The sequence below is a fragment of the Arthrobacter sp. P1_C12_2 genome (assembly GCF_056406415.1).
Genome location: NZ_JBFUAF010000011.1, coordinates 116,538 through 142,402 on the forward strand (window position 1 = coordinate 116,538; position 25,865 = coordinate 142,402).

Below are 25,865 nucleotides of genomic sequence, written 5' to 3' on the forward strand. Positions count from 1 at the left end.
AGTTTGGCCCGGGTTCCGATGGCCTCCGTTCCGCCGGTTGCGGGTCAGGCAGTCCGTCAGCGTGAGAGTGTGGCCAAAGCGGTTGCCGCGAACGTTCTGGCCGAACCGTCCCACTGGCGCAGCAGTGCCTGGAGGTTCTCGCCGTCGGCACGGTGCGCGGCGGTCTGTTCCTCGAGGACCGCCAGGACGCCGGTGCGCAGCTCGGTGTTGAAGTTGACCTTGCCCACGTTCATGGCGGCGGCCTTGACCAGTTCCTCGGCCGGAATGCCGGAGGCGCCGTGCAGGACCAGCGGGATCCGGGTCCGCACGGCGATGTCCTGCAGAACGTCCCAGCGCAGCCGGGGCTCCCCCTTGTACTTGCCATGGACATTGCCCACGGCCACGGCGAGCAGCTGCGCCCCGGTGCGGGCCACGAAGTCCTCCACCTGGGCAGAGTCGGTGAGGCCGGCGGGTTCGTCCGCCACTGTGCTGCCTGCGTTATCCGCCGCGTCGGTCCCGAAGGCCCGGTCCTCGTCGCCGGGGAGGCCGCCGAGTTCGGCTTCAATGACGACGTCGGCCCGGCCCTGCGCCGCCAAGGCAGCACGGACGGTCCGAACCAAGGCGATGTTGTCCTCGTAGGGCAGCGAGGACCCGTCGACCAGGACCGAGTCGGCCCCGGCGCTGACGGCGTCGGCGATCACCTGCGGGTCGGTGGCGTGATCCAGCTGCACCGCAATCGGAACGGAGGCGGCGTCGGCGAGTCCGCGCAGGGCAGTGATCAGCCGCAGCCCGTTGGGTGTGGCCGCGGTCTTCGGTGCGACGAGCAGGATGGCGCCCCGGCCGGATTCCTCTGCCGCCGCCACAACGGCGAGCGCGGTGGTGAAGTCGTAGCAGGTGAAGGCAGGGACAGCGGAGCCGTGCTGGAGGGCGCCGGTGACAAGGGTGTCGAGTTGGGTACGCATCAGGCGCTCAAGCCTCCCACCAGGAACCAGGCCACGAACGTCAGGGCGAAGCCGGCGAGCCCGAGAATAGTCGTCAGCACCGTCCAGGTCCTGAGGCCGTCGGAGACGGTCAGGCCGTAGTAGCGCACGACGGTCCAGAATCCGGCGTCGGTCACGTGGGACAGGCCGAGGGCACCGAAGCCGATGGCGATCACGATCACGGCAATCTGGGCCGGCGAGTAGCCGCCGCCGGTAACGGCGGAGGTCAGCAGGCCGGTGGTGGTGACGATCGCAACTGTGGCTGAGCCCTGGGCGGCGCGGAGGGCAAGGGAAATGATGAAACCAAGAACGATGACCGGCAGGCCCAGGTTGTCCAGCGTCTGGGACAGGGCTGCACCGATACCGGAGGTCCGCAGGACCTCGCCGAACACACCGCCGGCCGCGACGACCATGAGGATGGATGCGATGGGAGGCAGCGCGCCTTCGAAAATTTCGCCGGTTTCCTTCAGCGACCAGTTGCGGCGGACGGCCAACAGGAAGAAGGAGAGTGCCACGGCCACCAGCAGGGCGAAGAACGGGTTGCCGATGAAGGCAGCCAGGCCGTACCAGCCGTTGTCCTTGGGAATGGTGAGGGTGCCCAGGGTGCCGATCAGGATCTGCACGATCGGGGCAGCGATGAGGAAGATGATCAGGCCCGGACGCGGCGGGGCAACGGCGTGGGCACCTGGACCTTCGTGGCCGACGCGCACCAGGGAGTCTGAACCGTACTCGTCCACCTGGGCTTTGACGGCGGGCAGCAGCTCGTAGTCCCTGCTGTTCATGATGCTGGCAACCCAGTAGGACAGGAAGCCGAGCGGGATGCAGATGAGCAGCGAGATGAGGGTGATCAGTCCAATGTCGGCGCCGAACACGCCGGCACCGGCCACGATGCCCGGGTGCGGAGGGACAGCCACGTGAATGGACAGCATGATGCCGGCCATGGGGAGGCCGAACTTGACCGGGTGCACGTTGGCGATCTTCGCGAAGGCGTAGACGATCGGTACGAGCACGATGATGCCCACCTCGAAGAACACCGGGATGGCCACGAGGAAGCCAACCGCGGTGAGGGCCACGGCCACCCGCCGGGCGCCGAGCTTGGCGGTGAAGTGCGCCGCGAGGGACTGCACACCGCCGGAGACCTCGATCATCCGGCCCAGTATGGCGCCGAGGGCGATCAGGAGGGCGACCTTGCCCATGGTTCCCCCCACCCCGGTGGCCACCACGGTGAAGACGTCTTTGAGCGGGATCTGGGCGGCCACGGCCACCAGGATGCTGACGGTCAGCAGCGCCACGAAGGCCTGGATCTTGAAGCGGATGATCATGAGTAGAAGCAGGGCTACGCCGGCGGCGGCGATGGTCAGCAGCAGCGGAGTTCCCAGCTCCACGGCCGGTTTGATGACGGGCGCGTCGGCCGCGCGCACCATCAGGGAATTGAGCAAGGGGGTCATGAAGAGGTGTCTCCTTTGACAGGAAAGTCGTCCGACGAGTCAGTCGTCGGGATCAGGGGCGGGGAGGGGCCCGGCGACGGCGGAGGGGGGACCGCCGTCGTCGGGGGTGGGATGGCTGGTTAGGCGGTGCGCTTGGTGGGGGCGATGACCTTGATGACGGCGGAGTCGTCGGCGGCGGCGAGGCCCTGGGCCTGGCCCAGGAGGTAGAGCTGCTCCGCGGCGGCGGCCACGGGGGCGGCGAGGCCGGCGGCGCGGGTGGCCTTGCCGACGATCCCCATGTCCTTGACGAAGATGTCCAGGCGGCTGAGGACCTCGGCACCGTTTTCCGTGTAGGCCTCCAGGATGCGCGGGCCGCGGTTGGAGAGCATGAAGGAGCCCGCCGCGCCGGCTTCGAGGGCGGCGAGGGTCTTGGCCTGGTCCAGGCCGAGGGCGTCGGCCAGGGCCATGGCCTCGGCGGCAGCGGCGATGTGGATGCCGCAGAGCAGCTGGTTGACGGTCTTGAGGGCCTGGCCGTCGCCGGGCTTGTCGCCCACCACGGTCAGGGTGGAGGCCAGCAGCTCCAGGGCCGGGCGGGCCTTTTCCTGGGCCTCGTGCGATGCGCCCACCACGATCAGCAGGTCGCCTTCGCCGGCACGCTTGGGGCCGCCGGAAAGCGGGGCATCAACCAGTTCGACGCCGTATTCGGCCAGGCGGTCCACGGCGGCCGGGATGGCCTCGGTGCCCACGGTGCTGCCCAGGATCACGACGGCGCCCGGCTTGAGCACGGAGGCCACGCCGTTCTCGCCGAAGAGGACATCGTTGAGCTGTTCACCGTTGCGCACGGCCAGCAGCAGCGCGTCGGCGCCTTCCGAGGCTTCCCGTGCGGAGGCGAAGGTGCGGATGCCGGCCTCTTCAGCCAGCTTCAGGCGCGGCTCGGCGATGTCGAAGCCGTGGACGGTGAGCTGGCTTGCCAGGCGCGTGGCCATGGGCAGGCCCATGGCGCCAAGGCCCAGGACGGTGATGGTGTAGTTGCTGGTCATGGTGTTCTCCATCGAATGACGTGTTGTGGCGTGCGGTGTTGAGGTTGGTCAGAAGGTGTTGCTGAGTTTGCGGGTGACTTGGGCGAGGGACTCGTCGTCGCCGACGTTTCCGGCGAAGACGATGTACGGGATGCCCTTCGCGGGCCCGTCCACCGGTTCCCAGAGGCTCACGATGCCCGGCAGCATGGGCCCGCGGACGATCCCGTGCCGGATCTCCAGGCCGTGGGCGGCGACGTCGGAGGACGTGATGCCGCCCTTGGCGATGACGAACCGCGGCGGGAAGGTCTTGAGCGTGCGATTGACGACGGAGACGACGGCGGCCGAGACGGTGCGCGCGATCCGCAGGCTTTCGGCGGCGTCATCGGTCTTGATGAGCAGGCGGCTGGTGTGGACGATGACGTCGCCACCATGCAGGGCATCGACGACCGTGTCAACGGTCTGGTCCAGGTGGCTGTCCGCGTCTTCGCCGAGCAATTTCTCGACGTCGATTTCCACGATGCGGGCGGCGCTGTGCTGCTCGGTAAGGACCTTGAGCTGACGGGTAGTGACGCCCACATGCGAGCCAACGACGATCAGGCCGCCGGCCTCCGACGGGGTGTTGCCGGCGTAGGCTTCCTCGCCGCTGAGTTCGGTGCGGATCTCCTGGCCGATCCGTGCGCGGACGAACGGCGGGCCGACGCGGTAGAGGAGCTTCTTGCCGCGGTGTTCTGCTTCTTCCAGGCCCAGGGACAGGGCCCGCAGATCGTTTTCGGTGACGATGTCCGCCACGATTGGGGTGGAGTCCGTGGCGGCGTCGATGGCGTCGGCAATGGCCTTGGCGGAGATGTTCGGATCGGTGGAGGCCCGGATGATGTCCAGATCCAGGACGATCACCGAGTCTGCGGAGAAGCGGCCCTGGGACTTTTCCTCCACGTACTTGGCCATCTCGGAGTTGGCGAACCCGAAACTGGCGTCCTTGGCGAATTCCGTCTCGGCGACGGGGGTGAGCTTGCCGGCGTCGTCGCCGGTGCCTCGCATGTAGTGCACGCCGCCGATCGTCACGCGGCCGGCGTCGGGGAACGCGGGGACGATCACGACGCCGTCCGTTGTCTCGCCGTTGACGGCGGTGACGGTGGCGGCGATGACGTCGGGTTCGAGCGGGTAGTGGCCGCGGAGGGTGGAATCGCTGCGGCTGACAAAGCTGAGGCGCAGCGCGGGATCAGCGGATGCGGCGGCCGCGAGGGCGTTCCGGACGACCTCCTCGTTGCGGCCAGCCGCCTCGGCAGGGTCAAGGCTGCGGGTGTTGGTCAGCACGTAGACCGCGCGCTGGCGCTGGCCGTTGACTTCGTAGGCGAATGCCCAGTCGAAGTCCGCCACTTCCCAGCGGGTGAGGACCGGCAGGTTCGCCACGGACTGGGTGCCCGTGGGGTCGTCGTCGAGCACTACCAGGATACGGGGGGACGCCTCGGCGGAGGCGGCTACGCTGTCTGCCACCAGGCGGGCGGGGATCTGTACTTCCGCGGGGAAAGCGGCCAGCACGTCTGCTTCGAGGGGCACTATGCACTCCATTGTGTGTGGATCTATCAGTGGAAAAACTGCGGTTCTCCGCGAGCCGCAGAAGGGACTAAATGTAAGATGTCAGACATCTTGCATCTGAGTGCTAGTGTGGCATATGGCACAACGACGCGCAAGTAGACTTGGCCGTCAGGAAGCGCCATGAGACAAAAATCAGGCAACGGGTCGCTGGACGGGGAGAATTGGCTAGGAAATCGCTGGTCGGCGTAGTGGCCGACGAACTGCTGGACCGGATCATTGCCGGCGAATTCCCGCCCGGCGCGAGCGTCCCCGGCGAACTGGAGCTCAGCTCTGTGCACGAGGTGAGCCGCATGACCGTACGCGAGGCGATGAAGACCCTTGAAGCCCAGCGGATTCTCAGCGTGGAACGAGGCCGCGGCACATTCGTGAACCCGGTCAACCGCTGGGGCTCCCTGGACGCCGTGCTGCGGGCGGCGTCGGAGGGCACGAACGACGCCTCGGCCGCTATTCAGCTCATTGAGCTGCGCCGGATGCTGGAGACGGGCGCCTGCGAACTGGCCGCCGGGCGGATGGCGGACTCCGACATCGAGGCCCTGCGCGCACACGTCGAAAAGATGCGTCTGGCGCACGAGAACAACGATCTGGCCGCATTCGTCGAGGCGGACCTCGCCTTCCACGACCTCATCCTGCAGGCGTCGGAAAACGTCTTCGTCGCCGCGTTGTTCGAACCCTTGCACCGCGTGCTGGAAAAGCGGCGGACGGAAACATCCAAGGTGCCCCAGATCCAGGAACACGCCATCGGGCACCACCAGAACATCGCGGATGCCTTGGCCTCACGCGACCCGCACCGCGCCCGCGACGCCATGGACGCCCACATGCAACAGACCCTTGACGACCTGAAGACGTATGTCCTGGCCGAAGGACCCGCCTGACGCGGGACCACAAGGACTTGCGGTTCAGGCGAGCGAGAGGAAGAGCTTCTCGAGTTCGGCCCGGTCCAGGCTGGGGTCTTCCTGCTGCATGCAGTGCTGCAGGCCCGTGGCAATGATGGCGAATCCCGCTTTGTCCAGGGCGCTCGAGACGGCCGCCAGCTGGGTCACGACGCTCTTGCAGTCACGACCCTCCTCGATCATCCTTGTGACTGCCGCGAGCTGCCCCTGGGCGCGGCGAAGCCGGTTGATGACAGGCTTCATGTCGGTGGGATCGAGTTCCATTGGTTCCTCCGGTTCGATGCGTCAGGCTTCACTTTATACCCCCCTGAGTATTTTGCCCTTCGGATGCCGGACCGCCCGGGGCGGCCGCCGACGCCGCCACGACGCCTCGCTAGGGGCGTAAGTACCTAGCGCGGCAGGGAATACCGGCGTAATGCTGGTGATGTGAACGCCGCCAGGTTCCTCGAGCCGGACGCCGGCCATACCGGCGTCAACATCCCCGCCGCGGGGCCGTGGCATTCAGGGGATCAGGGCTCCGGACGCGGGCAGTCCGGTGCCTGGCGTTCACGGCCGTGGAGCCGGTACGTCGCCTTAGGCGACTCGTTCACAGCAGGCGTCGGCGACCCGGAACCGCTGAGCCCCGGCGGCATACGGGGGTGGGCGGACCGCATTGCCGAGGAACTCGGCGAGGGCCGCCGCGAGTTCGGGTACGCAAACCTTGCCATCAGCGGCCTGGTCCTGCGCGAAATCCTCGACCAGCAACTCGGACCGGCCCTGAACCTGAAGCCTGACCTCGTCACCCTCTCGGCCGGCGGGAACGATCTCGTGTTCCATCGCGGCGATCCGGACCGGATGGCCGCGGCCCTGGACGACGCCGTGGCGGCGCTCTCGGCCACCGGGGCCACGGTGGTCCTGTTCACCGGCCCGGACTGGGGCGAGACCGCCGTGTTCGGCCACATCCGGGGGAAGGTCGCGGTATTCAACGAGAACATTCGTGTCATCGCTGCCCGGCGCGATGTTGTCATCGCTGATTTGTGGGCCCTGCGGCAACTGAGCGATCCGCGGATGTGGGATCCGGACCGCCTGCACTTCTCGCCGCTGGGACACCACACCATTGCGGCCATGGTCCTGGACACGCTCAGCGTGCCACACCGCCTGCGGCCGCTGGAGCCCAAGCCCATGCCGCCGGGCAACTGGCGGGAAGCCCGGGCCGGTGACCTGGCTTGGATGGCGCACTACATGCTGCCCTGGATGGTGAGCCGGATCAGGCCGCGGGCAGACGCCCCGCCCCGGCAGGCCAAACGCCCGCTGCCGGGACCGCCTCCAGGGGTCCCGGACTCCGGGCACAAACCCCTAGTCCGGCCGGGTTCGGTCGGCTAGTCTGCAGGAACGGCCCACAGCCGGGCATTGATGGCGATCATGAGGAGCGAAGTTGTCTAATCACACTTACAGCATTTCTGAAATTGTCGGAACCTCGAACGAGGGCGTCGATGCCGCCGTCCGGAACGGCATTGCCGAGGCCGCCAAGACCCTGAGGAACCTTGACTGGTTCGAAGTCAAGGAGATCCGCGGCCACCTTGAAAACGGGCAGGTCGCCGACTGGCAAGTCACCATCAAACTCGGTTTCCGTCTGGAGCGCTGACGCCAGCCTCCGGGGCAGTGGCGGCACACACCGCCCCGCCTTCGGAGAAAACCCGCAACCCGTCCGGACGGAGGAGGTCCGGGCGGAGAGGAAAACTTCATGCGCTATACGCATCTGGGCCGCTCCGGCCTGACAGTCTCGCGCCTTTGCCTGGGCACCATGAACTTTGGCCCGCAGACCGAGGAGACGCAGGCCTTCGCGATCCTGGACACCGCGCTGGCCGCTGGCATCAATTTTGTCGACACCGCCAATGTGTACGGCGGCTCGAGCCACCGCGGCTGGACGGAGGAAATCCTCGGCCGCTGGTTCGCCCAAGGTGGCGAGCGCCGTGAGCGCACGGTGCTCGCCACCAAGCTGTTCGGCACCATGACGGACCGGCCCAATGAGTCGAAGCTCTCGGCGCTGCACATCCGCCGGGCGCTCGATGCCAGCCTGAAACGGCTGCAGACGGACTACATAGATCTGTACCAGTTCCATCACGTGGACCGGAACACGCCCTGGGATGAGATCTGGCAGGCTATCGAGGTCGCCGTCCAGCAAGGCAAGATCCTGTACTCCGGCAGCAGCAACTTTGCCGGGTGGCACATCGCCCGGGCCCAGGAAACCGCGGCCCGCCGCAACTACAACGGGCTGGTCAGCGAACAGTCGATCTACAACCTGCTGACCCGGGACGTGGAACTGGAAGTCATCCCTGCCGCCCAGCATTATGGCCTGGGGATCCTGCCATGGTCGCCGCTGCACGGCGGCCTGCTGGGCGGAGTGCTGAAGAACGAGGGCGACGGCGTCCGCCGCATCGCGGGCCGGGCCCTCGATGCGCTCAAGTCGCACCAGAAACAGATCCGGCGCTACGAGGACTTCGCCGCCGAACTGGGCCAGGAGCCGGCGGACGTGGCACTCGCATGGCTGCTCCACCAGCCGGCGGTCACCGCCCCGATCATCGGCCCCCGTACCCTGGAGCAGCTGGAAGCCTCCGTCAGGGCTCACAAATTGAAGCTCGAGGCCGACGCGCTCAAGCGCCTCGACGAGATTTTCCCGGGCCACCGCACGGCGCCGGAAGACTACGCGTGGTAGGCCGCGGGCGGCGTCGGGCATCCCAGCGAACAACTGAACAAAAGACAAATTGAACAAAGCCCGTACACGGCGTGAACTCCCGTGAATCGTCCGGCCATACCCGGCTGTTTTTGCACTCCCCCGGCCAAACCCACGGGGAGTCGGGTGGCTCTTTTATACTAAGCATGATTAGTATTAGGGCAGAAGGATGAAGCGCACCCGGCGATCCGGGTGCCTCCTCTATGAAAGAAGAAGGAACGAAAAATGGGTTTTCTCGCATTTCTGATTCTGGGCCTCATCGCCGGAGCAATCGCTAAGGCCATCCTCCCGGGACGTCAGGGCGGTGGCATCATCATCACTCTGATCCTCGGCGTCGTCGGCGCCCTCCTGGGCGGATTCATCGGCAGCGCACTGTTCGGCGTGGGCATCAACGAGTTCTTCTCGCTGTCGACCTGGCTGCTGGCCATCGGCGGTGCGATCATCGTCCTGCTCGTTTACGGCATGATCAGCAAGCGCTCAGCCCGCTAACACGGAGACTGACCGGAAACCGGTCCCGGGATATTCCCGGGGCCGGTTTTTTGCATTAGTTTGACAGGCAAGGTGGCCTGCGGATCGTTCGAGTCAGCCCCGCCACCCCTGTTCAGAAACGTCTACTTTTTACCTACGTCAGGGAGCAGGAGCACAACGTGAAAGGCAAACTTCTTTTCGGCATCGGAGTGGCAGCAGGATATGTCCTGGGATCGAGGTCCGGCCGCGCGGCCTATGACAAGCTCAAGGCCCGGAGCACAGAACTTTGGCAAAGCAAGCCGGTCCAGGACAAGGTGGCCGCGGCAGCCGAAACGGTCAAGGACAAAGCCCCCGAGGTCTCCGAGCATCTCGGCGAAGCCGCCCGCCGCGCGGGTACTGTCATCAGCTCCGCCGTTCACCGCGAAGCCGGACACGGGAGTACCTCCGCGGCCACGCCCGGAACTGCCACGCAGGGAACAGCCACGCCCGGAACGCCCGTACCCACGGCCCGCGATGTCCATTCCGACCCGGCGCTCACCGACCGGGACGGCCAGGACTGGTCGGACGAGGGCGGCGCCACGCCGGCCGGTCCGGCCACCAACGTGGACGGGGACAAACTGCCCTAGAAGGTCCCTGCAGAGAGCGCCGTCGCCACCCGCGGATTGCTGCCGTCAGCCGGAAGGCACCAGCGCGCCGGCCACCACCGTAGCCCCAAGCTCCTCAGAGCGCAGCACGCGGGCCGCCAGTCCGTGCCTTCGAAAAATTCCGGCCGTCTGCGCGGCCTGCCGGCGGCTGGTCTCCATCAGCACGTGGCCGCCGGGCACCAGCCACTGCCGCGCGCCCGCGGCGACCCGCCGCTGTACCTCCAGCCCGTCGACGCCGCCGTCGAGGCAGGCCCGCGGCTCATGCAAGCGCGCCTCCTGCGGCATGGTTTCAATGTCCGCCGACGGAACGTAGGGGGCATTGACGGCCAACAATCGGACGCGGCCCCGCAGTCCCGCCGGGAGCGGAGCATAGAGATCGCCTTCATGGACCTCCCCGCCCAGCGGCAGGACGTTGGTGCGCGCACACGCCACAGCCGTTGGGTCGATATCGGCGCAGTGGAGTTCGGCGGGGCCGGCGAGCGCGGCAAGCGCCGCACCGACAGCGCCGGACCCGCAGCAGAGATCGACAACGACGGGCGCCGGGCCAGCACCGGGCGCCATACGCCATGCGTCCAGCAGCGAAGTGGCCTGCCGGACGAGAAATTCCGTCCGCCGCCGCGGCACGAAGACTCCGGCGTCGACAGCGATGCGGAGTCCGCAAAATTCCGCCCAGCCGAGAATGTGTTCAAGGGGAAGGCCCGCAACCCTCCGGCTGGCCATCTCTTCGAGTGCCTCCGGCGTCGGGGCTGCCTCGATCAACAGGCGGGCTTCGTCTTCGGCAAACACGCAGCCAGCCGCACGGAGCCTGGCCGTGAGGGTCGCGCGCGGGGAAAGGTGGCGGATTACTGGCATGGGAGCGCCTTTCGGTCTGGTGTCAGACGCCCTCACCGTGAGCTGGCCAAAGCCGGCACTGCCCGGCGGGCATCCTTTCTGGACTTGCGTGAACGGGACCCACCTCCTTTTGCTGCAGTTGCTCGGATTCCCCATGCTACCGAAGGCGCCTGATTGTGACGCCTCGGCAGGGCCGGCTGGCAGGATGTCAGCATGGACTCCATCCCCGCACACGATCTCATCTGGACCGGCTCCTACACAGCTGACTCTGGCGGCGGCGGCACGGGGATCGGCGCGGTTGCCGCCGCGGCCGACGGCACACTGCACTGGTTGGGGGTTGCGGCGGCGGCCGACTCGCCGTCCTTCCTGGCGGTCCACCCTTCGCTCCCTGTGGTCTACGCCGTGGCGGAGCAGGCCAGGACCGTCCGGGCCTACCGCCGGGCCGGGGCGTTTGGCCTGGAGCCCGCGGGTCCCGCATGGCCGGCCGGTGACGCGGCCTGCCATGTCGCCGTCGAGCCTTCCGGCCGCTTCCTCGTGGTCTGCTGCTGGGGCGACGGCCAGGTGCTGTTCTACGGGCTCGACGCCGACGGCGGCATCATTGACCGGACCGCCGCCGTCGAATCGCGCGACCCGTACGGTGAGGCTCCCGACGGCGGCCCCTCCGACCGGGAAAAGCGGCCCAGCCGCGCGCATGCCGCGCTCATGCTGGCCGGCGGCCGGGTGATGACCACCGATCTCGGCCACGACCTCCTGCGGATCTGGGATGTCCGCTCCGGGCCGGGGCTGGCTTTGGAGCCGGTCCTGGACCATGAGGTGGTCCTGCCGCGGGGCAGCGGCCCCCGGCACCTGGTCCAGCACCCGGGCGGCCACGTCTTTGTGGTGACCGAGTATTCAATCGAGGTGGCCGTGGCCGGGTTGTCGCCGGACTCCGGGGAGTTCCGGCTCGGTTTCGTCGGGCCTGCTACCGCCGGCGGGGCACTGCCGGACGATGCAGCGGCCGAGATCGCATTGGCGGGCGACGGCAGGCACGCCTATGTGGGCGTCCGCGGGTCGAACCGGATCTGCGTGCTGGAGGTAGAGCCCGGAGGCGCGGGGCTGCATCCGGTGGCCGATGTTCCCAGCGGCGGGAACTGGCCCCGGCACCACCTGGTCCGCGATGGGTTGCTGCACGTCGCCCACGAACGCTCCGGCGACATCGTGTCGTTTCCCCTGGACGCGGAATCAGGGTTGCCGGGGATCCCCGCGGACCAGCTGCAGGTGGCCTCCCCCACCGCGTTGGTGCCGGCCGGGTCAGCAGGCCGCGGCAAGCCGCGCAGCATCCTGGTCGACACCTGATTCGACACCCTCCAACTGGAACCCACCGTCCAGCGGGAAATTACCCTCCAACTGGAAACCACCGTCCAGCTGGAAGCCGCAGGGGCAGCGCCACAGGGCAGGAAGATCGAGGGACGGGTCGGCGGGCCCGAACGAGTAGGAGGGCACGGCGCCCGTCTCCGGTGCGCTCCACTGCATGGGTGCGCCGCAGTGCAGCGGGGCGCTGGGCGAGAGAACTGTCGCAGGGTCCCCGGTCAGGGTTGCGGATTCAGCCACGGCGCCTACTCTCGTTGAGATCGAAAAAACAAGTAGTAAGCATACATATAAGTAGTTAAACGAGCTAGTTGGGCCGCTCGTCACCGATGGCCGCGCCCATCCTGCGCAGGAAAGTAATGACCACCCGGGCGTCCTCGGCACTCATAGATTCGGCCACTTCCATCATCCGCCGGTGCATGTGTCCAAGCGTGGCGCGGACTTCGGAATCCGTCGCCACCGTGGGCACGACCACGAGCGAGCGCCGGTCAGTCGGGTGCGGCTCACGCCGGACGTGCCCGCTGGCCACAAGCCGGTCGATCAGCGACGTGGTGGAAGCGGTAGTGATGCCCAGGACACGACTAAGGTCCTTCGGACCAACCCGCTCGCCGGTCGACTGGGCCCGCAGCAGGTAGCGCAAAGCCAGCAGGTCCGTCTCGCCCATCCCCATAGAATCGCGGGTGGACCGCCGGGTGGCCACTTCCGAGATCCGATAGTCGCGGAGGGCCTGCAGGATCGCCGCAGGGGGATCCAGGCTGTCATCGGGGCCATACCAGTATCCGGAGGCGCCGAGGGAGTCCATCCGCCAAGCCTAGCGGAACTGATAACTAGCCAGCCGTACAATCCAGCGGCTGCAGCCACAGCGCCCCGCGGCACAAAAAACCCCGGCCTCCTGTTGCCAGGAAACCGGGGTTTTACCACTCTTCGCTAAAAGAGTGGGCCCTGTGGGGATCGAACCCACGACCCACGGATTAAAAGTCCGATGCTCTACCAACTGAGCTAAAGGCCCCAGCCGTTGGCTCCGAACAGCGGATAAATCCGCCGCTGCGGCGCGTTTCAGCCCAGTCCATTTCTGGACGTTTAATACTGTACCCCAGACCCGGGCCGCCTTTTTCACGTTGCCGGGACCGGCGTCGTCGATCAACGGCGGTCACCGGCAGCAGCGCACACCGATCCTCGATTCCCTTGCGGCACTGGAGTAGCGTGGGGGCATGAGCGAGCAAGCAGGATCAAGCGCCCCCGGCCCGCGGCACCACAAGCCGAAGCCCTTCGCACCGATCGACTTCGAGCCCTTCGCCGGAGGGGCCGATCCTGCCCGCGTTTCGGAGGCGGCCCACTTGGCCGCGCAGGCGCTCGTGCGCCGCGGCCGGGACAGCGACGACCCCACAATCACCAGGCGGCTCGTCAAACTCGCCGATGAGCAGGGCCTGGAAGCGATCGCCGAAATGTGGGCCGAAAGCCCCGCCCGGTCCCTCCCCGGCGCGCTGTGGCGCCTGTACGCCCTGCGGGCCGCCACCATCCAGGATCCCGAGCGAATCTCCGTCTACTTCAAAGCGGGCAAGGACACGGCCCAGGTTTCGCATGTGGTGGCCGGCGCCGCCGAACCGCCCGGCGCCGATGAGATGAAGTCCATGGCGGACGCCATCCTCTCCGGGGCGTTCGACGGCGAATTCGACGTCGCGCTGGAACGTTCCGCCGCGTTCTGCCGCGTGGTGGCCCTGGGCCAGGCGACGCTTGCGGACAACGCCGAGCACAGCAACGAGAACCACGCCAGCAAGCTCACCCGCAACTCGCATCTTCTGGTCAAGACGGCCGAGGACCTCGAACACGCTGCCAATGCGTGGCGGCTGGGCGAACTGGATTAAAAGGCCGGCCCGACGGGATGGCGGGCGCCCGAATGACGGGCTGGAACCACCCCGGCCACGCACGACGTGGGCAGGCTGTCAATGTTGACTTGCAAGAACCTACGTAGAAAACTGAAAGCGGTGCCGAACCGCGAAACCCCCGGGCTTCAACATTTAGCCGCCTAGAGCGGCCTACCGCCGAGAGGCGTATCCGGTTCGGCACCATTTTCATGCCTTCTTTGCCTACTTTCTTTTCCTGCGTTGCCTGGTTTTTCGCCGGCGCCGTCATATGCCGCGTCCGTCCCGTCCGGACCCGGTGCGGACGGTAAAGTACTGCCTATGCGCTGGTCTTCGTCAAGTCACACGGCCGGCCGCCCCCACCCGCAAAACCCTCCTCGGAAGACCGGTGACACCACGTGAAGCTGCGCCTGTTCCCGCAGGAGTCCGCCGGCCTGGACCTGCTCTCCCAGATGGCGCGCCAGATCGTGCTGGGCGCTGGAACACTCTCGGAGATCCTCGGCGCCCCGGCCAGTGAGCACGCCCGGCTCGTGGAAGACATCCACAACCATGAGGCCAAATCAGCGGAGCTGCACTTTGCCCTCCTGACCCACATGCGGACCAGCTTCCTAAACCCGCTGCCCCGCGAGGACATGTACACGCTGTCCCGCTTCCTCAACGAGGCCATGGAGAAGCTCGACGCCGCCGCCGAGCTCGTGTCCCTCTACAAGCTCGACCGGCTGCCCAAACGCGCCGCGGACCAGCTGGAAATCATCAGCCGCCAGGCCGAACTCACGGTCGAGGCGATGCGGCAGCTGAACAATCTGGACGACCTTGAGGACTACTGGATCGAGATCCTGCGCCTGGCCAAACGGGCCGAACGCACGCACCGCATCTGGGTCGCGGACATGCTCCACGAGATGAAGGCGATGCAGTACGCGCGCAACCGCGACATCGCGAACCAGCTCGTGGAAGTCACGAAGGACATGCGCCGGATCGCCACGCAGGTGGGCAGCATCATCGTCAAGGAATCCTGACGTGGTGATGTTCTTCCTTGCCCTGGTGCTGCTCTGCGCCGGGGCCTTCGCATTTCTCAACGGCTTCAGGGACGCGTCCTCGTCGGTGGCCTTGGCCGTGCGGACGCGGGCGCTGACCCCAACGGTGGCGGTGCTGCTGGCAAGCCTGTTCAACTTCATCGGCGCCGCGCTCAGCGCCGCCCTGGCGCTGGCCGTGAGCCAGGCGTGGCTGTCCCTGCCGCCGGGCACGAACGGCCTGACGATCCTGCTGGCCGGGCTGCTCAGTGCCATCCTCTGGGGGCTCTACCTGTGGTGGCGCGGCATCCCGTCCTCCTCCACTCACGCCCTGGTCGGCGGGCTCGCCGGGGCCGGGGTCGCGAGCGTCGCCGTCGGCGGTAACCCCGTCACGGGCGTTGACGCCTCGCTCCTGTCCCAAGTGGTGCTGCCACTGCTCATTTCGCCGGTGATCGCCTATATCGGGGCTTACCTGCTGGTCTGGCCCACCAGCTGGGCCGCCCGCTACACGCCACCCAACGTCGTCAACACCCGGTCCCGCCTGGCCCAGGCCGTTGCTGCCGGTGCGGTTGCCTTTGGGCACGGGTTACAGGACGGCCAGCGCACCAGCGCGGTGGTGATCCTGGCGCTGCTGGCGGCCGGGCTCTCCGACGGCGGTTCTGTGCCGTCGTGGGTGGCCCTGCTGACGGCCATCTTGATGTCGGCGGGAACCCTGGCAGGCGGCTGGCGGATTTCGTACACCATTGGCTACAGGCTGACCCGGATCGACCCCCTGCGCGGATTTATCGCACAGATGTACAGCACAGTAATGCTGCTCGTGGGCGCGATCGGGCTGCACTGGCCCGTCTCCACCACCCACACGGTGACGTCGGCAACCCTCGGCGCCGGCGCCAACCAGACTTTCCCGGACACCAACCGCCGGCTCGTGATCCGCATCCTGGCGTTCTGGGTCCTGACCCCGATTGCCACCGCCGCCGCCGCGTTCGTCCTTCAGTTGGCGCTCTCGCCGGTGGCCGGCCTGTAAGGGCCTCGCCGGCTATCCGAAGCGGCCGGAGACGTAGTCCTCAGTGGCCTTCTCGGACGGGTTGCTGAAGATCGTCGGGGTATCGCCGAACTCGATCAGCTTGCCCGGCTTGCCGGTACCGGCAATGTTGAAGAAGGCCGTCTTGTCCGACACGCGGGCCGCCTGCTGCATATTGTGCGTCACGATCACCACCGTGTACTGGTCCTTGAGTTCGTTGATGAGGTCCTCAATGGCCAGCGTCGAGATCGGGTCCAAGGCGGAGCAGGGCTCGTCCATGAGGATCACCTGGGGTTCGACGGCAATCGCGCGGGCAATGCACAGGCGCTGCTGCTGGCCACCGGACAGTCCGGAGCCGGGTTTGCTCAGACGGTCCTTGACCTCGTTCCACAGGTTGGCTCCTTGCAGGGAACGCTCCACCAGGACATCGGCCTCGCCCTTGGAGATCTTCGTGTTGTTCAGCTTCACGCCGGCCAGCACGTTGTCCCGGATGGACATGGTGGGGAACGGGTTGGGGCGCTGGAACACCATGCCGATCTGGGAACGGACCGTAACCGGGTCAACGCCGGGGCCATACAGGTTGTCCCCGTCCAACAGCACTTCGCCTTCAACTCTCGCACCGGGAATGACCTCGTGCATGCGGTTCAAGGTGCGCAGGAAGGTGGACTTGCCGCAACCCGAGGGGCCGATGAAGGCGGTGACGGACTTGGCTTCGATGTTGATGTTGACGTCTTCGACGGCCAGGAATTTGCTGTAGTAGACGTTCAGGTCCTTGACGTCGATGCGCTTAGACATGGTGTTCCTTCACTTGCTGGAGGTATGGGCGGCGGGCGCGGCGGTGGCCTAGCGGCCTGTCTTGGGGGCGAACCTGCTGGCAATCAGGCGGGCGCCAAGATTGAGCAGCATCACCAGGATGATGAGCACCAGGGCAGCGCCCCAGGCCCGCTGGGACGACGGGTCCGGGTTGGACGGCGACGTGGGGTTCAGGATCTGGGTGTAGATGAACGTCGGCAGCGAGGCCATCCATCCGCTGAACACGTTGGTGTTGATGGTGGTCGCGAATCCGGCGGTGACCAGAATCGGTGCGGTTTCGCCGATCACGCGGGCGATCGCCAAGGTGATGCCGGACGCGATGCCGGAGATCGCCGTCGGGAGGACCACCTTGACGATGGTCCGCCACTTGCGGACGCCGAGGGCGTAGGCGGCCTCGCGGAGTTCGTTCGGCACGATCTTGAGCATTTCCTCGCTGGAGCGGACCACCACCGGGATCATCAGCACCGACAGTGCGACGGCGGCAACGGCGCCTGTCTTGGTGCCCGGGCCGACCAGCGCGAAGAAGGCGGCCGCGGCGAACAGGCCGGCGACAATCGAGGGGATGCCGGTCATGACGTCCACGAAGAAGGTGATGGCCCGGGCCAGCGCGCGGTCCTCGCCGTATTCGACGAGGTAGATCGCGGTCAGCAGGCCCACTGGGACCGAGATGAGGGTGGCGAGCACCGTGATCAGCAGGGTGCCCATGAGCGCGTGGTAGATGCCGCCCAGCAAGGGGGCGCCTTCCTCGACGGTCTTGTTGTCGAAGGCGCCGGTGACGCCGTTCATGGACGTGGTGAGGAAACCCGGGTCCAGGAGTCCGGGGAGTCCATTGACCAGCACGGTCCAGATCACCGAGAACAGGGGCAGCAAGGCAACCAGGAAGGCGCCCACAACCAGGCAGGTGGCCAGCTTGTCCTTGGCCTTGCGGGCGCCTTCGACAACAAGGCTCCAGCCCACCAGGCCGGCGGCGAAGAGGATGGCGGAGACGATTGCCCAGCCGAAGGCATTGAAGCCGATCAGCGCCAGAATCGCCGCGCCGAGGATCAAGGCAACGGCCAGGACAATGTACGGCGCGGCCTTGGGCAGTTGGCCCTTGGTCAGCGCCGAGCGCTTGCGAACCGGAGTCAGGGTGGAGGTCATTTAGTTGGCTCCCGAGAATTCTTTGTGCCGGGCGATGATTCCCCGGGCGATCATGTTCACGCCGAGGGTAATGACGAACAGCACCAGGCCTGCGGCGATCAGCGTGTTGACCTTGATCCCGCTGGCCTCGGGGAAGTTCAGGGCGATTTCGGCGGCGATGGTCTGGTTACCGGTCTGGATCAGGCTGGCGGTCAGGGCTCCGGAGGACAGCACCAGTGCGACAGCCATGGTCTCGCCGAGGGCGCGGCCGAGTCCCAGCATCACGGCGCTGATGATTCCGGGCCGGCCGAACGGCAGCACGGTCATCCGGATCATCTCCCAGCGGGTGGCTCCGAGCGCCAGCGCGGCCTCTTCGTGCAGCTTGGGGGTCTGCAGGAAGATTTCGCGGGTCAGGGAGGTGATGATCGGCAGGACCATGACGGCGAGCACGATCCCGGCCGTCAGGATGGTCTTGCCCGTGGCGGAGGCCGGACCTTGGAAGATCGGCAACCAGCCCATGTTGTCGGCCAGCCAGTTGTACGACGGCGAGATTTCCTTGGCCAGGAATGCCACGCCCCAGGCCCCGTAGACCACGGACGGGATGGCGGCGAGGAGGTCAATCACGTAGCCCAGGCCGGAGGCGAGCTTGCGCGGTGCGAAGTGCGAGATGAACAGCGCGACGCCGATCGCGATCGGCGTCGCGATCACGAGTGCGATCACCGAGGCGATGAGGGTGCCGATGACAAGGGGCCAGATGTAGGTGAAGAATCCTTCGCCGCCCTGGATCTTGTCCGCCGGCGCCACGAGGGCCGGGAGCGCCTGAATAACCAGAAACAGTGCCACGCCGAAGAGCACGACGAGGATCAAACACCCTGCTGCCAAGGTGGCTGCGGAAAAGACTTTGTCACCGGCGTGGCCTGCGCCCCGGGACTTGGTCAGGGAGGTGGTGGTCACTTCACGGTCCTTCGGTTTGGATGGGGATCCGGGTGCCGGCTGCGGAGGCTCCGCGGCCGGCGCCCGGCAAATCTTGATCTATAGAACAAACGCGTCGGTTCCCTGCTCCATGGCGGCCGCCGGTGACGGCCGCCATGATGCAGGGAACCCTTAATCAGGCTCGTGTTTCCACTATGCCTCGCGGTGCAGCGTATCCCTAGGCCTTGGCCTTGACGGCTTCGAGGGCAGCCGTTGCCTTGTCCTGGAGGGTCTTGGACAGCGGCGCCGACTTGGCGGCCTCGGCGGCGGACTGCTGGCCCGCGTCGGAAGCGGCGTACTTGACGAACGACTTGACCAGGTCAGCGGTGGCCTGCGTGTCGTAGGTGGTGCAGACGATGTGGTACGACACCAGGACAATCGGGTAGGCACCCGCGACCGTGGTGGTGCGGTCCAGCTTGATGGCGAGGTCGTTGGCGTTGCGGCCCTCGACCGGCTTCCCCTGGTCGACTGCCTTGGCAGCGGCCTCGGCGGAGATCTTCGTGAAGGAGTCGCCGACCTTGATCTGCGCGGTGCCGAGCTTGCCGCTGACAGCGGAGTCGTCGGCGTAGGTCACGGCGCCGGGGGTGTCGGTGACAGTCTTGACGACGCCGGAGGTGCCCTTGGCGTTCTCGCCCTTCAGGCTCGCGGGCCAGACGCCGGCGGACTTGTCGGTCCAAACCTCGGGGGCGACGGCGGACAGGTAGTCCGTGAAGTTGGTGGTGGTGCCGGAGTCATCCGAGCGGTTCACCGGGGTGACCTTGAGGTCCGGAAGCGTGACGCCCGGGTTCAGGGCCGCGATGGCGGGGTCGTTCCAGTTGGCGACCTCGCCGCGGAAGATCTTGGCAACGGTGGGAGCGTCGAGCTTCAGGTCCGTGATGCCGGGCAGGTTGAAGGCCACGGCGATCGGGGAAATGTAGACCGGGATGTCGATGGCCCCGTCGGGACCGCACTTTTCCTTGGAGCTGGCGAGCTCGTCATCCTTGAGGTAGGCGTCCGAGCCGGCGAACTGGGCCGAGCCGTCAAGGATCGCCTTGCGTCCGGCGCCCGAACCGTCCGGGGAGTACTGCACATTGGCACCCGGGTTGGCGGAAGCAAAGTTGGTCTTCCAGACATCCATGGCTGCGCCCTGGGCGGAAGAACCGATACCGGTCAGGGTGCCGGTAACCGCGGGACCCGAGGCCGACGGTGCCGCTGTCTGGGCCGTGTTGGTTGCGTTGTCCGAACCGCAAGCGGTCAGAGCGAGTGCGCCAACGGCGATGACAGCGATAGCCGCGTTGCGGCCGAAGCGGAGTGCCTTCACTGAAATGTACCCCTTCCAGGGCTGTGAGTGCCGGGCCCGGAGAAGGCCCGCAGGGATGCGTACGGTTTGTACCTTTACTGACCGTAGGTGGCCCAGGTGAAGAGAATTGCGGACCAAAGTGAACGGCCGGTAAACGACGCGGGGCCATTGGCTTACATATGGCAGGCAGCCATTGTGTTCTGTGCGTCACAGTCGTAACGGCTTCAGCGTGCTTTCGGGCGCCTGCTGGGCTGATTGGCCCGGTCTGCGACGGGCAGCGACGGGCCGCCCCGGGGCAGCAAATAGACTGGAGGGCATGGCCTCCGCGACTGGACTCTCCGCAAGCGCACGATTCCTGCGCGGCCGGGTCCGTACCGGCTTTGTCCGGAGCCGGAACTCCCTGGTCCCGGCCATCCAGATGACCGCCTGCGCCGTCGGCGCCTACGCGTTCGCTGAATACGTCCTGGGCCATTCCGCGCCGTTGTTTGCGGCCACGTCAGCCCTGATTGCCCTCGGGTTTTCCCGCGAGCCCAGGTTGCGCCGCGTCATCGAGGTGGGCATGGGCTGCACGATCGGAATCGTGGTCGGGGACCTGTTGCTGCACTGGCTGGGTTCCGGAATCTGGCAGGCCGCCGTCGTGCTCCTTCTCTCCATCCTGCTGGCCAGGTTCCTGGACAGCGGGACAATCTTCACCACCCAGCTGGGCCTGCAGTCGGTGCTTGTGGTGCTCCTGCCCGCGCCGATCGGGGGACCCTTCACCCGCAGCATCGACGCCGTGGTGGGCGGGGTGTTCGCACTCCTGATGACCATCCTCGTGCCCAAGGACCCCCGGCGTGAACCCCGCAGTGACGTCAGGAAGCTCCTGCACGAGCTGGCCGAGGTGCTGCGGGAATGCGCGTCGGCGCTGACCTACAGCGACTCCACCAAGGCCTGGCATGCCCTCATCCGGGGGCGGAATTGCCAGCCGCTCGTCGACGCCATGCGTCAGTCGCTCCGCGCCTCCGGCGAGGTGGCCACCCTGGCCCCCGCCTACCGGCGGCACCGGGACGAGCTGGACCAGATGGAGCAGTCGCTGGACTACATCGACCTCGCGCTGCGCAACAGCCGGGTCTTTGCGCGCCGCCTGACCAGCGCCATCAACCATGCTGCGCTCTCGGACGAGGCCACCCAGAACATCGCCGAGGTCCTGCAGGAGACGGCCGCCGCCGTCGACGAGCTCTCGCTGGGCCTGGCAGAAGTCCACGACGGCGCCCGCCGCGCCCACCTGCGCACGGCCCGGTCCGAGCTGCGGGAGATCGCCGTCCGCCTGCATCCGCGGATGCTGGATGTCCAGCTGCTTGAGGGCGAAACGGTGGTCATGCTGTTCCGCCCGCTCATGGTGGACCTGCTCGAGGCCGCCGGGCTGGATTCCAAGGAAGCCCGGGACATTCTTCCCCCGCTGTAGCTGCCGGCCCGGCTCTTCTGACCCCGCCGCCGGCGCCCGGTTGTCGCTGGCCCCCGATAGTGTGGACCAATGGCTACGAAGACTTCCCGGGGGCCGAAGGCACCCGGCTATAAATGCGCCGAATGCGGCTGGACGACGGCCAAGTGGGTGGGCCGCTGCGGCGAGTGCCAGGCGTGGGGCAGCGTGGAGGAGACCGGCACCGCCGTCGCCCGGACGACGGCGGCCACGACGGTCCTGGAACCGGCCCGCCGGATCGCCGACGTCGACGCCACGACCGCCGCTTTCCTGCCCACCGGCGTGGACGAACTCGACCGCGTGCTCGGCGGCGGGCTGGTGCCCGGGGCCGTGATCCTCTTGGCGGGCGAACCCGGGGTGGGCAAGTCCACGCTGCTGCTGGACGTTGCGGCCAAGTTTGCCCGCACGGCGCAGGACGTCCTCTACATCACGGGCGAGGAATCCGCGGCTCAGGTCAAGCTCCGCGCGGACCGGATCGACGCCGTGGCCGAATCCCTGTATCTGTCCGCCGAAACGGACCTCGGGCAGGCCTTGGGGCAGGTGGAGAAGCTGGAACCGCGGCTGCTGGTGGTGGACTCCGTGCAGACCCTCAGCAGCGCCGATGTCGAGGGCAGCGCCGGCGGGGTGTCCCAGGTGCGCGAGGTTGCTGCCTCCCTGATCGCCGCGGCCAAACGCCGCAACATGACCACGCTGCTGGTCGGGCACGTGACCAAGGACGGCTCCATCGCCGGGCCCCGGCTGCTGGAGCACCTAGTGGACGTCGTCTGCCAGTTCGAGGGCGAACGGCACTCGCGGCTGCGGCTGCTGCGCGCCGTCAAGAACCGCTACGGACCCACCGACGACGTCGGCTGCTTCGATCTGAACGAGGACGGCATAGAGGGTCTCGCCGATCCCAGTGGACTGTTCGTCTCGCGGACCAAGGAACCCGTTTCGGGAACCTGCATCACGGTCACGCTGGAGGGCCGCCGGCCGCTGTTGGCCGAGGTCCAGGCACTGCTCGCCGAGAGCGCCAGCTCCCAGCCCCGCCGCGCCACCAGCGGACTGGACAGCTCGCGCGTGGCGATGCTGCTGGCCGTGCTGCAGCAGCGGGCAGGCTGCCTGCTGCATAAGGACGACTCCTACGTGGCCACGGTCGGCGGGGTCAAGCTCAGCGAACCCGCCACGGACCTCGCCGTGGCTCTGGCGGTGGCTTCGGCCAAGGCCAGGAAGCCGCTCCCCCAGCGGCTCATAGCGTTCGGCGAAGTGGGCCTGGCCGGCGAAGTCCGTCCAGTGCCCGGCATTAACCAGCGCATCCAGGAGGCGCACCGGCTCGGCTTCACCCATGCCGTGGTGCCGGCCAGCCCCAACGGACACGGACCGGTTCCGGCGGGCTTCTCGGTCCGCGAGGTCAGCCACCTGGCCGAGGCTCTGGGACTGCTGATCAGCTGACGCCGCGGAGGCAGGCCCCCTTGCGCGGAATACCCCCTGGGGGTATCTTAAGCGTAGCCGCAGATGACTGAACATCATTCAGGAGCACGCACCATGGAACACCGGCACAGCAGCCCCGGCGTGGACCGGGGCATCCGGCACCACAGCCCGGGCGGGACGCCGCACGGGAACCATGCAGTGAGCCCGGCCGGCCCACCTGCCGGCACCGCAGGCTCCTCCACTGCCGGCTCCGGCGCGGACGTGCACACGGTGCACAGCCACGGCCAGCATGCCGGGCACAGCGTCGCGATGTTCAGGGACAGGTTCTGGCTGACACTGGCCCTGGCCGTGCCGGTGCTCTTCTTCAGCCCCATGTTCGCGGAACTCCTGGGCTACGAGCCTCCCGCCTTTCCCGGCTCAGCCTGGATCCCGCCAGTGTTCGGCACGGCGATCTTCCTTTACGGCGGCCGGCCGTTCCTCAAGGGCGGCCTCAACGAACTGAAGGCGCGCAAACCGGGGATGATGCTGCTGATTGCCATGGCCATCAGCGTCGCCTTCATCGCCTCCTGGGTGACCAGCCTCGGCATCGGCGGTTTCGAACTCGACTTTTGGTGGGAGCTGGCGCTGCTGGTCCCCATCATGCTGCTGGGCCACTGGATCGAGATGCGCGCCCTCGGCTCGGCCCAGGGCGCCCTGGACGCCCTGGCGGCGCTGCTGCCCGACGAAGCGGAACGCGTCACGGCCGCCGGCACGGAGACTGTCAGCCTGTCCGAGCTCCGCGCCGGGGACACCATCCTGGTCCGCTCCGGCGGCCGGATGCCGGCCGACGGCACTGTCAGCGGCGGCCAGGCCGAATTCGACGAATCCATGATCACGGGCGAATCGAAAACCGTCCTGCGGGCGCCGGGCGATCCCGTGGTGGCCGGCACCATCGCCACGGATAACTCCGTGCGGGTCCGGGTGTCAGCAATCGGCGAGGACACCGCCCTCGCCGGGATCCGGCGCCTTGTGGCAGAGGCGCAGGCTTCCTCCTCCCGGGCACAGGCCCTGGCCGACCGGGCTGCGGCGTTCCTCTTCTACTTCGCCGCCGGCACCGGCGTCCTGACGTTCATCTACTGGACCCTGATGGGCAGCGTAGGCGACGCCGTCACCCGCACCGTGACTGTCCTCGTGATCGCCTGCCCCCATGCCCTCGGCCTTGCCATCCCGCTCGTCATCGCCATCTCCACCGAGCGGGCCGCCCGGGCGGGCGTCCTGATCAAGAACCGGATGGCGCTGGAGCGCATGCGGACTGTCGACGTCGTGCTGTTCGACAAGACCGGAACCCTGACCAGGGGCGAGCCGGAGCTCAAGGCGGTCGCCGCCGCAGGCACGGGAACAGCAAACGGACAAGACGCCGCGCAGGATACAGTGCTGGAACTCGCGGCCGCCGTGGAGGCGGACAGCGAACATCCCCTGGCCCGCTCAATCGTTGCCGCGGCCCGGGAACGGGGACTGAAGATTCCGACGGCGGACGGGTTCACCTCGCTGACCGGCCGCGGAGTCCGCGCCACGGTCGATGGCCGCACGGTCCACGTGGGCGGCCCGGCCCTGCTCCGGGAGCTCGGTTTGCAGGAACCGCCGGATTTGGCCGCCACGACCGGCGCCTGGCTGGAGCGCGGGGCCGCGGTGCTCCACGTCGTGGCCGGCGGCAGGGTCCTGGGCGCTGTCAGTCTCGAGGATGCCGTGCGGCCCGAGTCCCGCCAGGCCGTCCGGGCCCTGCAGGCACGCGGCATCAAGGTGGCCATGGTCACCGGCGACGCCCGGCAGGTGGCGCACGCCGTCGCCGCCGAGCTCGCCATCGATGAAGTGTTCGCCGAGGTCCTCCCCGCCGACAAGGACAAGAAGGTGGCGGAACTGCAGGGCCGCGGACTGAAAGTGGCCATGGTGGGCGACGGCGTCAACGACTCCCCGGCGCTGGCACGGGCAGAGGTCGGGATCGCGATTGGCGGCGGCACGGATGTGGCCGTGGAATCCGCAGGTGTGGTCCTGGCCGGAAACGATCCGCGGGCAGTGCTCTCGATGCTCGATCTGTCCAAGGCGAGCTACCGGAAGATGTGGCAAAACCTCGTGTGGGCCACCGGATACAACATCATCTCGGTGCCGCTGGCGGCCGGGGTCCTCGCCTTCGCCGGGATCGTCCTCTCCCCCGCCGCGGGCGCAGTCATGATGTCGGCGTCGACCATTGTGGTTGCCCTGAACGCGCAGGTGCTGCGCAGGCTCAAGCTCAACCCGGCCACGGTCAGCTGAACGGAAGGAAGGGCCCATGCCGGAAACCAACCGCCGCGATTCATCCTTCGGGAGATCCTATGCCCGCGTAGGTCCGCGGATGGATGCCCGCGGGGCAACGGAACACCGCCGGCGGCTGGTGGAACCGGCGTACGGTGTCGTCATCGAAATCGGGGCCGGCTACGGTGCCACCTTCCCCTTCTACCCTTCCACTGTGTCCGGTGTGCTGGCCCTGGAACCGGATCCCACGCTCCGCGCGCTGGCGTTCGCCGCCGCCGGCAAGGCACCGGTGCCTGTGACCGTGAAAGACGGCGTGGCGGAATCGCTGCCTGCGGCGGACGCCTCGGTCGACGTCGTCGTCTCCAGTTTGGTGTTGTGCAGCGTGGCGGACCAGTCCGTCGCCCTGGCGGAGGTGGTCCGCGTCCTGCGCCCAGGCGGTTTGTTGCTGTTCTATGAACACGTCCGCTCCGCACACCGCGTGCTGGGGGCAGCCGAAGACCTGCTCACACCGCTGTGGAGCCGGGTGGCAGGCGGATGCCACCCGAACCGTGACACCGCCGCCATGATCGCGGGGGCAGGACTGACGGTGCAGGGCCTCGAGCGCTTCGGCTTTTCGGTCCTCCCCGGCAACCCGCGGCTGGCCCACGTCCTTGGTGCGGCGGCCAAGTCCTGAGCCGGCCGCCGGTAAGCGCCGCCGGTAAGCAAAGTTACGTACGACGGAAAGGGGCGCCTGCCGCGATGGCAGACGCCCCTCTCATCAA

26 protein-coding genes and 1 tRNA gene are annotated in these 25,865 nt (G+C 67.4%); 14 read left to right on the top strand and 13 right to left on the bottom strand.

Annotated features, from left to right (window positions below):
- Positions 1–56 precede the first annotated feature (56 nt).
- The 4 genes from AC1DZQ_RS13460 to AC1DZQ_RS13475 all read right to left on the bottom strand — a co-directional run bounded on the left by AC1DZQ_RS13460 (position 57) and on the right by AC1DZQ_RS13475 (position 4,962).
- The gene (locus AC1DZQ_RS13460; protein WP_476963999.1) at positions 57–941 is read right to left on the bottom strand and encodes a class II fructose-bisphosphate aldolase; all 885 of its coding nucleotides are present in this window, start codon (positions 939–941) and stop codon (positions 57–59) included.
- A complete protein-coding gene (locus tag AC1DZQ_RS13465; protein WP_476964000.1) occupies positions 941–2,407 on the bottom strand; it encodes a GntP family transporter in 1,467 nt (488 codons plus the stop codon). The genes AC1DZQ_RS13460 and AC1DZQ_RS13465 overlap by 1 nt, the downstream gene beginning before the upstream one ends.
- A 119-nt stretch (positions 2,408–2,526) precedes the next feature.
- Complete coding sequence (locus tag AC1DZQ_RS13470) at positions 2,527–3,426, bottom strand: NAD(P)-dependent oxidoreductase (RefSeq protein WP_476964001.1); 900 nt, start codon at positions 3,424–3,426, stop codon at positions 2,527–2,529.
- A 48-nt stretch (positions 3,427–3,474) separates the two neighbouring features.
- Positions 3,475–4,962, bottom strand: coding sequence for a four-carbon acid sugar kinase family protein (locus tag AC1DZQ_RS13475; protein ID WP_476964002.1), 1,488 nt, complete (start codon positions 4,960–4,962; stop codon positions 3,475–3,477).
- 200 nt (positions 4,963–5,162) lie between these two features.
- On the opposite strand from AC1DZQ_RS13475, the gene AC1DZQ_RS13480 reads away from it, so the two are divergent.
- Positions 5,163–5,873 carry a FadR/GntR family transcriptional regulator gene (locus AC1DZQ_RS13480; protein WP_476964003.1) on the top strand — a complete coding sequence of 237 codons (711 nt, stop codon included), beginning with the start codon at positions 5,163–5,165 and terminating at the stop codon, positions 5,871–5,873.
- A gap of 24 nt (positions 5,874–5,897) precedes the next feature.
- Here AC1DZQ_RS13480 and AC1DZQ_RS13485 read toward each other — a convergent pair whose 3' ends face one another.
- On the bottom strand, positions 5,898–6,155 hold the full coding sequence (locus AC1DZQ_RS13485) for a metal-sensitive transcriptional regulator (protein WP_390202094.1): 258 nt from the start codon (positions 6,153–6,155) through the stop codon (positions 5,898–5,900).
- Between the two features lie 162 nt (positions 6,156–6,317).
- Here AC1DZQ_RS13485 and AC1DZQ_RS13490 point away from each other — a divergent pair, with 162 nt between their 5' ends.
- From AC1DZQ_RS13490 to AC1DZQ_RS13510, 5 genes are all read left to right on the top strand, one after another.
- Positions 6,318–7,253, top strand: coding sequence for an SGNH/GDSL hydrolase family protein (locus AC1DZQ_RS13490; protein WP_476964004.1), 936 nt, complete (start codon positions 6,318–6,320; stop codon positions 7,251–7,253).
- Positions 7,254–7,305: 52 nt separating this feature from the next.
- Positions 7,306–7,515, top strand: a complete 210-nt coding sequence (locus AC1DZQ_RS13495; protein ID WP_011690139.1) for a dodecin — start codon at positions 7,306–7,308, stop codon at positions 7,513–7,515.
- A gap of 99 nt (positions 7,516–7,614) precedes the next feature.
- Positions 7,615–8,586: an aldo/keto reductase gene (locus AC1DZQ_RS13500; RefSeq protein WP_476964005.1), complete on the top strand. Its 972-nt coding sequence runs from the start codon at positions 7,615–7,617 to the stop codon at positions 8,584–8,586.
- 243 nt (positions 8,587–8,829) lie between these two features.
- Positions 8,830–9,093: a GlsB/YeaQ/YmgE family stress response membrane protein gene (locus AC1DZQ_RS13505; RefSeq protein WP_018774889.1), complete on the top strand. Its 264-nt coding sequence runs from the start codon at positions 8,830–8,832 to the stop codon at positions 9,091–9,093.
- 158 nt (positions 9,094–9,251) lie between these two features.
- Positions 9,252–9,698, top strand: coding sequence for a hypothetical protein (locus AC1DZQ_RS13510; RefSeq protein WP_476964006.1), 447 nt, complete (start codon positions 9,252–9,254; stop codon positions 9,696–9,698).
- Between the two features lie 45 nt (positions 9,699–9,743).
- On the opposite strand, the gene AC1DZQ_RS13515 is transcribed toward AC1DZQ_RS13510, so the two are convergent.
- Complete coding sequence (locus tag AC1DZQ_RS13515; RefSeq protein WP_476964007.1) at positions 9,744–10,568, bottom strand: putative protein N(5)-glutamine methyltransferase; 825 nt, start codon at positions 10,566–10,568, stop codon at positions 9,744–9,746.
- A gap of 192 nt (positions 10,569–10,760) precedes the next feature.
- Between AC1DZQ_RS13515 and AC1DZQ_RS13520 the strand changes: the two genes are divergently transcribed.
- On the top strand, positions 10,761–11,882 hold the full coding sequence (locus AC1DZQ_RS13520) for a lactonase family protein (RefSeq protein WP_476964008.1): 1,122 nt from the start codon (positions 10,761–10,763) through the stop codon (positions 11,880–11,882).
- On the opposite strand, the gene AC1DZQ_RS13525 is transcribed toward AC1DZQ_RS13520, so the two are convergent.
- From AC1DZQ_RS13525 to AC1DZQ_RS13535, 3 genes are all read right to left on the bottom strand, one after another.
- Positions 11,838–12,137 carry a hypothetical protein gene (locus tag AC1DZQ_RS13525; protein ID WP_476964009.1) on the bottom strand — a complete coding sequence of 100 codons (300 nt, stop codon included), beginning with the start codon at positions 12,135–12,137 and terminating at the stop codon, positions 11,838–11,840. The genes AC1DZQ_RS13520 and AC1DZQ_RS13525 overlap by 45 nt on opposite strands.
- Before the next feature lie 64 nt (positions 12,138–12,201).
- Positions 12,202–12,696, bottom strand: coding sequence for a MarR family winged helix-turn-helix transcriptional regulator (locus AC1DZQ_RS13530; RefSeq protein WP_476964010.1), 495 nt, complete (start codon positions 12,694–12,696; stop codon positions 12,202–12,204).
- Between the two features lie 134 nt (positions 12,697–12,830).
- Positions 12,831–12,903 (bottom strand) — tRNA-Lys (locus tag AC1DZQ_RS13535).
- Between the two features lie 202 nt (positions 12,904–13,105).
- On the opposite strand from AC1DZQ_RS13535, the gene AC1DZQ_RS13540 reads away from it, so the two are divergent.
- The 3 genes from AC1DZQ_RS13540 (at position 13,106) to AC1DZQ_RS13550 (ending at position 15,790) form a co-directional block, all read left to right on the top strand.
- Entirely contained in the window at positions 13,106–13,759 is a 654-nt protein-coding gene (locus AC1DZQ_RS13540; RefSeq protein ID WP_476964011.1) for a hypothetical protein, read from the top strand.
- Positions 13,760–14,154: 395 nt separating this feature from the next.
- Positions 14,155–14,772: a DUF47 domain-containing protein gene (locus AC1DZQ_RS13545; protein ID WP_476964012.1), complete on the top strand. Its 618-nt coding sequence runs from the start codon at positions 14,155–14,157 to the stop codon at positions 14,770–14,772.
- 7 nt (positions 14,773–14,779) lie between these two features.
- The gene (locus AC1DZQ_RS13550; protein WP_476964043.1) at positions 14,780–15,790 is read left to right on the top strand and encodes an inorganic phosphate transporter; all 1,011 of its coding nucleotides are present in this window, start codon (positions 14,780–14,782) and stop codon (positions 15,788–15,790) included.
- A 12-nt stretch (positions 15,791–15,802) separates the two neighbouring features.
- Here AC1DZQ_RS13550 and pstB read toward each other — a convergent pair whose 3' ends face one another.
- The 4 genes from pstB to pstS all read right to left on the bottom strand — a co-directional run bounded on the left by pstB (position 15,803) and on the right by pstS (position 19,991).
- On the bottom strand, positions 15,803–16,582 hold the full coding sequence (gene pstB, locus AC1DZQ_RS13555; RefSeq protein WP_476964013.1) for a phosphate ABC transporter ATP-binding protein PstB: 780 nt from the start codon (positions 16,580–16,582) through the stop codon (positions 15,803–15,805).
- A gap of 48 nt (positions 16,583–16,630) precedes the next feature.
- Complete coding sequence (pstA, locus tag AC1DZQ_RS13560; protein WP_476964014.1) at positions 16,631–17,740, bottom strand: phosphate ABC transporter permease PstA; 1,110 nt, start codon at positions 17,738–17,740, stop codon at positions 16,631–16,633.
- Positions 17,741–18,673, bottom strand: a complete 933-nt coding sequence (gene pstC / locus AC1DZQ_RS13565; protein WP_476964015.1) for a phosphate ABC transporter permease subunit PstC — start codon at positions 18,671–18,673, stop codon at positions 17,741–17,743.
- A 196-nt stretch (positions 18,674–18,869) separates the two neighbouring features.
- Positions 18,870–19,991, bottom strand: a complete 1,122-nt coding sequence (gene pstS / locus AC1DZQ_RS13570; RefSeq protein ID WP_476964016.1) for a phosphate ABC transporter substrate-binding protein PstS — start codon at positions 19,989–19,991, stop codon at positions 18,870–18,872.
- 295 nt (positions 19,992–20,286) lie between these two features.
- Between pstS and AC1DZQ_RS13575 the strand changes: the two genes are divergently transcribed.
- The 4 genes from AC1DZQ_RS13575 (at position 20,287) to AC1DZQ_RS13590 (ending at position 25,777) form a co-directional block, all read left to right on the top strand.
- The gene (locus AC1DZQ_RS13575) at positions 20,287–21,414 is read left to right on the top strand and encodes an FUSC family protein (protein WP_476964017.1); all 1,128 of its coding nucleotides are present in this window, start codon (positions 20,287–20,289) and stop codon (positions 21,412–21,414) included.
- A 69-nt stretch (positions 21,415–21,483) separates the two neighbouring features.
- Entirely contained in the window at positions 21,484–22,857 is a 1,374-nt protein-coding gene (radA, locus tag AC1DZQ_RS13580) for a DNA repair protein RadA (protein ID WP_476964018.1), read from the top strand.
- A gap of 63 nt (positions 22,858–22,920) precedes the next feature.
- Complete coding sequence (locus AC1DZQ_RS13585; RefSeq protein ID WP_476964019.1) at positions 22,921–25,125, top strand: copper-translocating P-type ATPase; 2,205 nt, start codon at positions 22,921–22,923, stop codon at positions 25,123–25,125.
- A 16-nt stretch (positions 25,126–25,141) separates the two neighbouring features.
- Positions 25,142–25,777, top strand: coding sequence for a class I SAM-dependent methyltransferase (locus AC1DZQ_RS13590; RefSeq protein WP_476964020.1), 636 nt, complete (start codon positions 25,142–25,144; stop codon positions 25,775–25,777).
- The last annotated feature ends 88 nt before the right edge of the window (positions 25,778–25,865 follow it).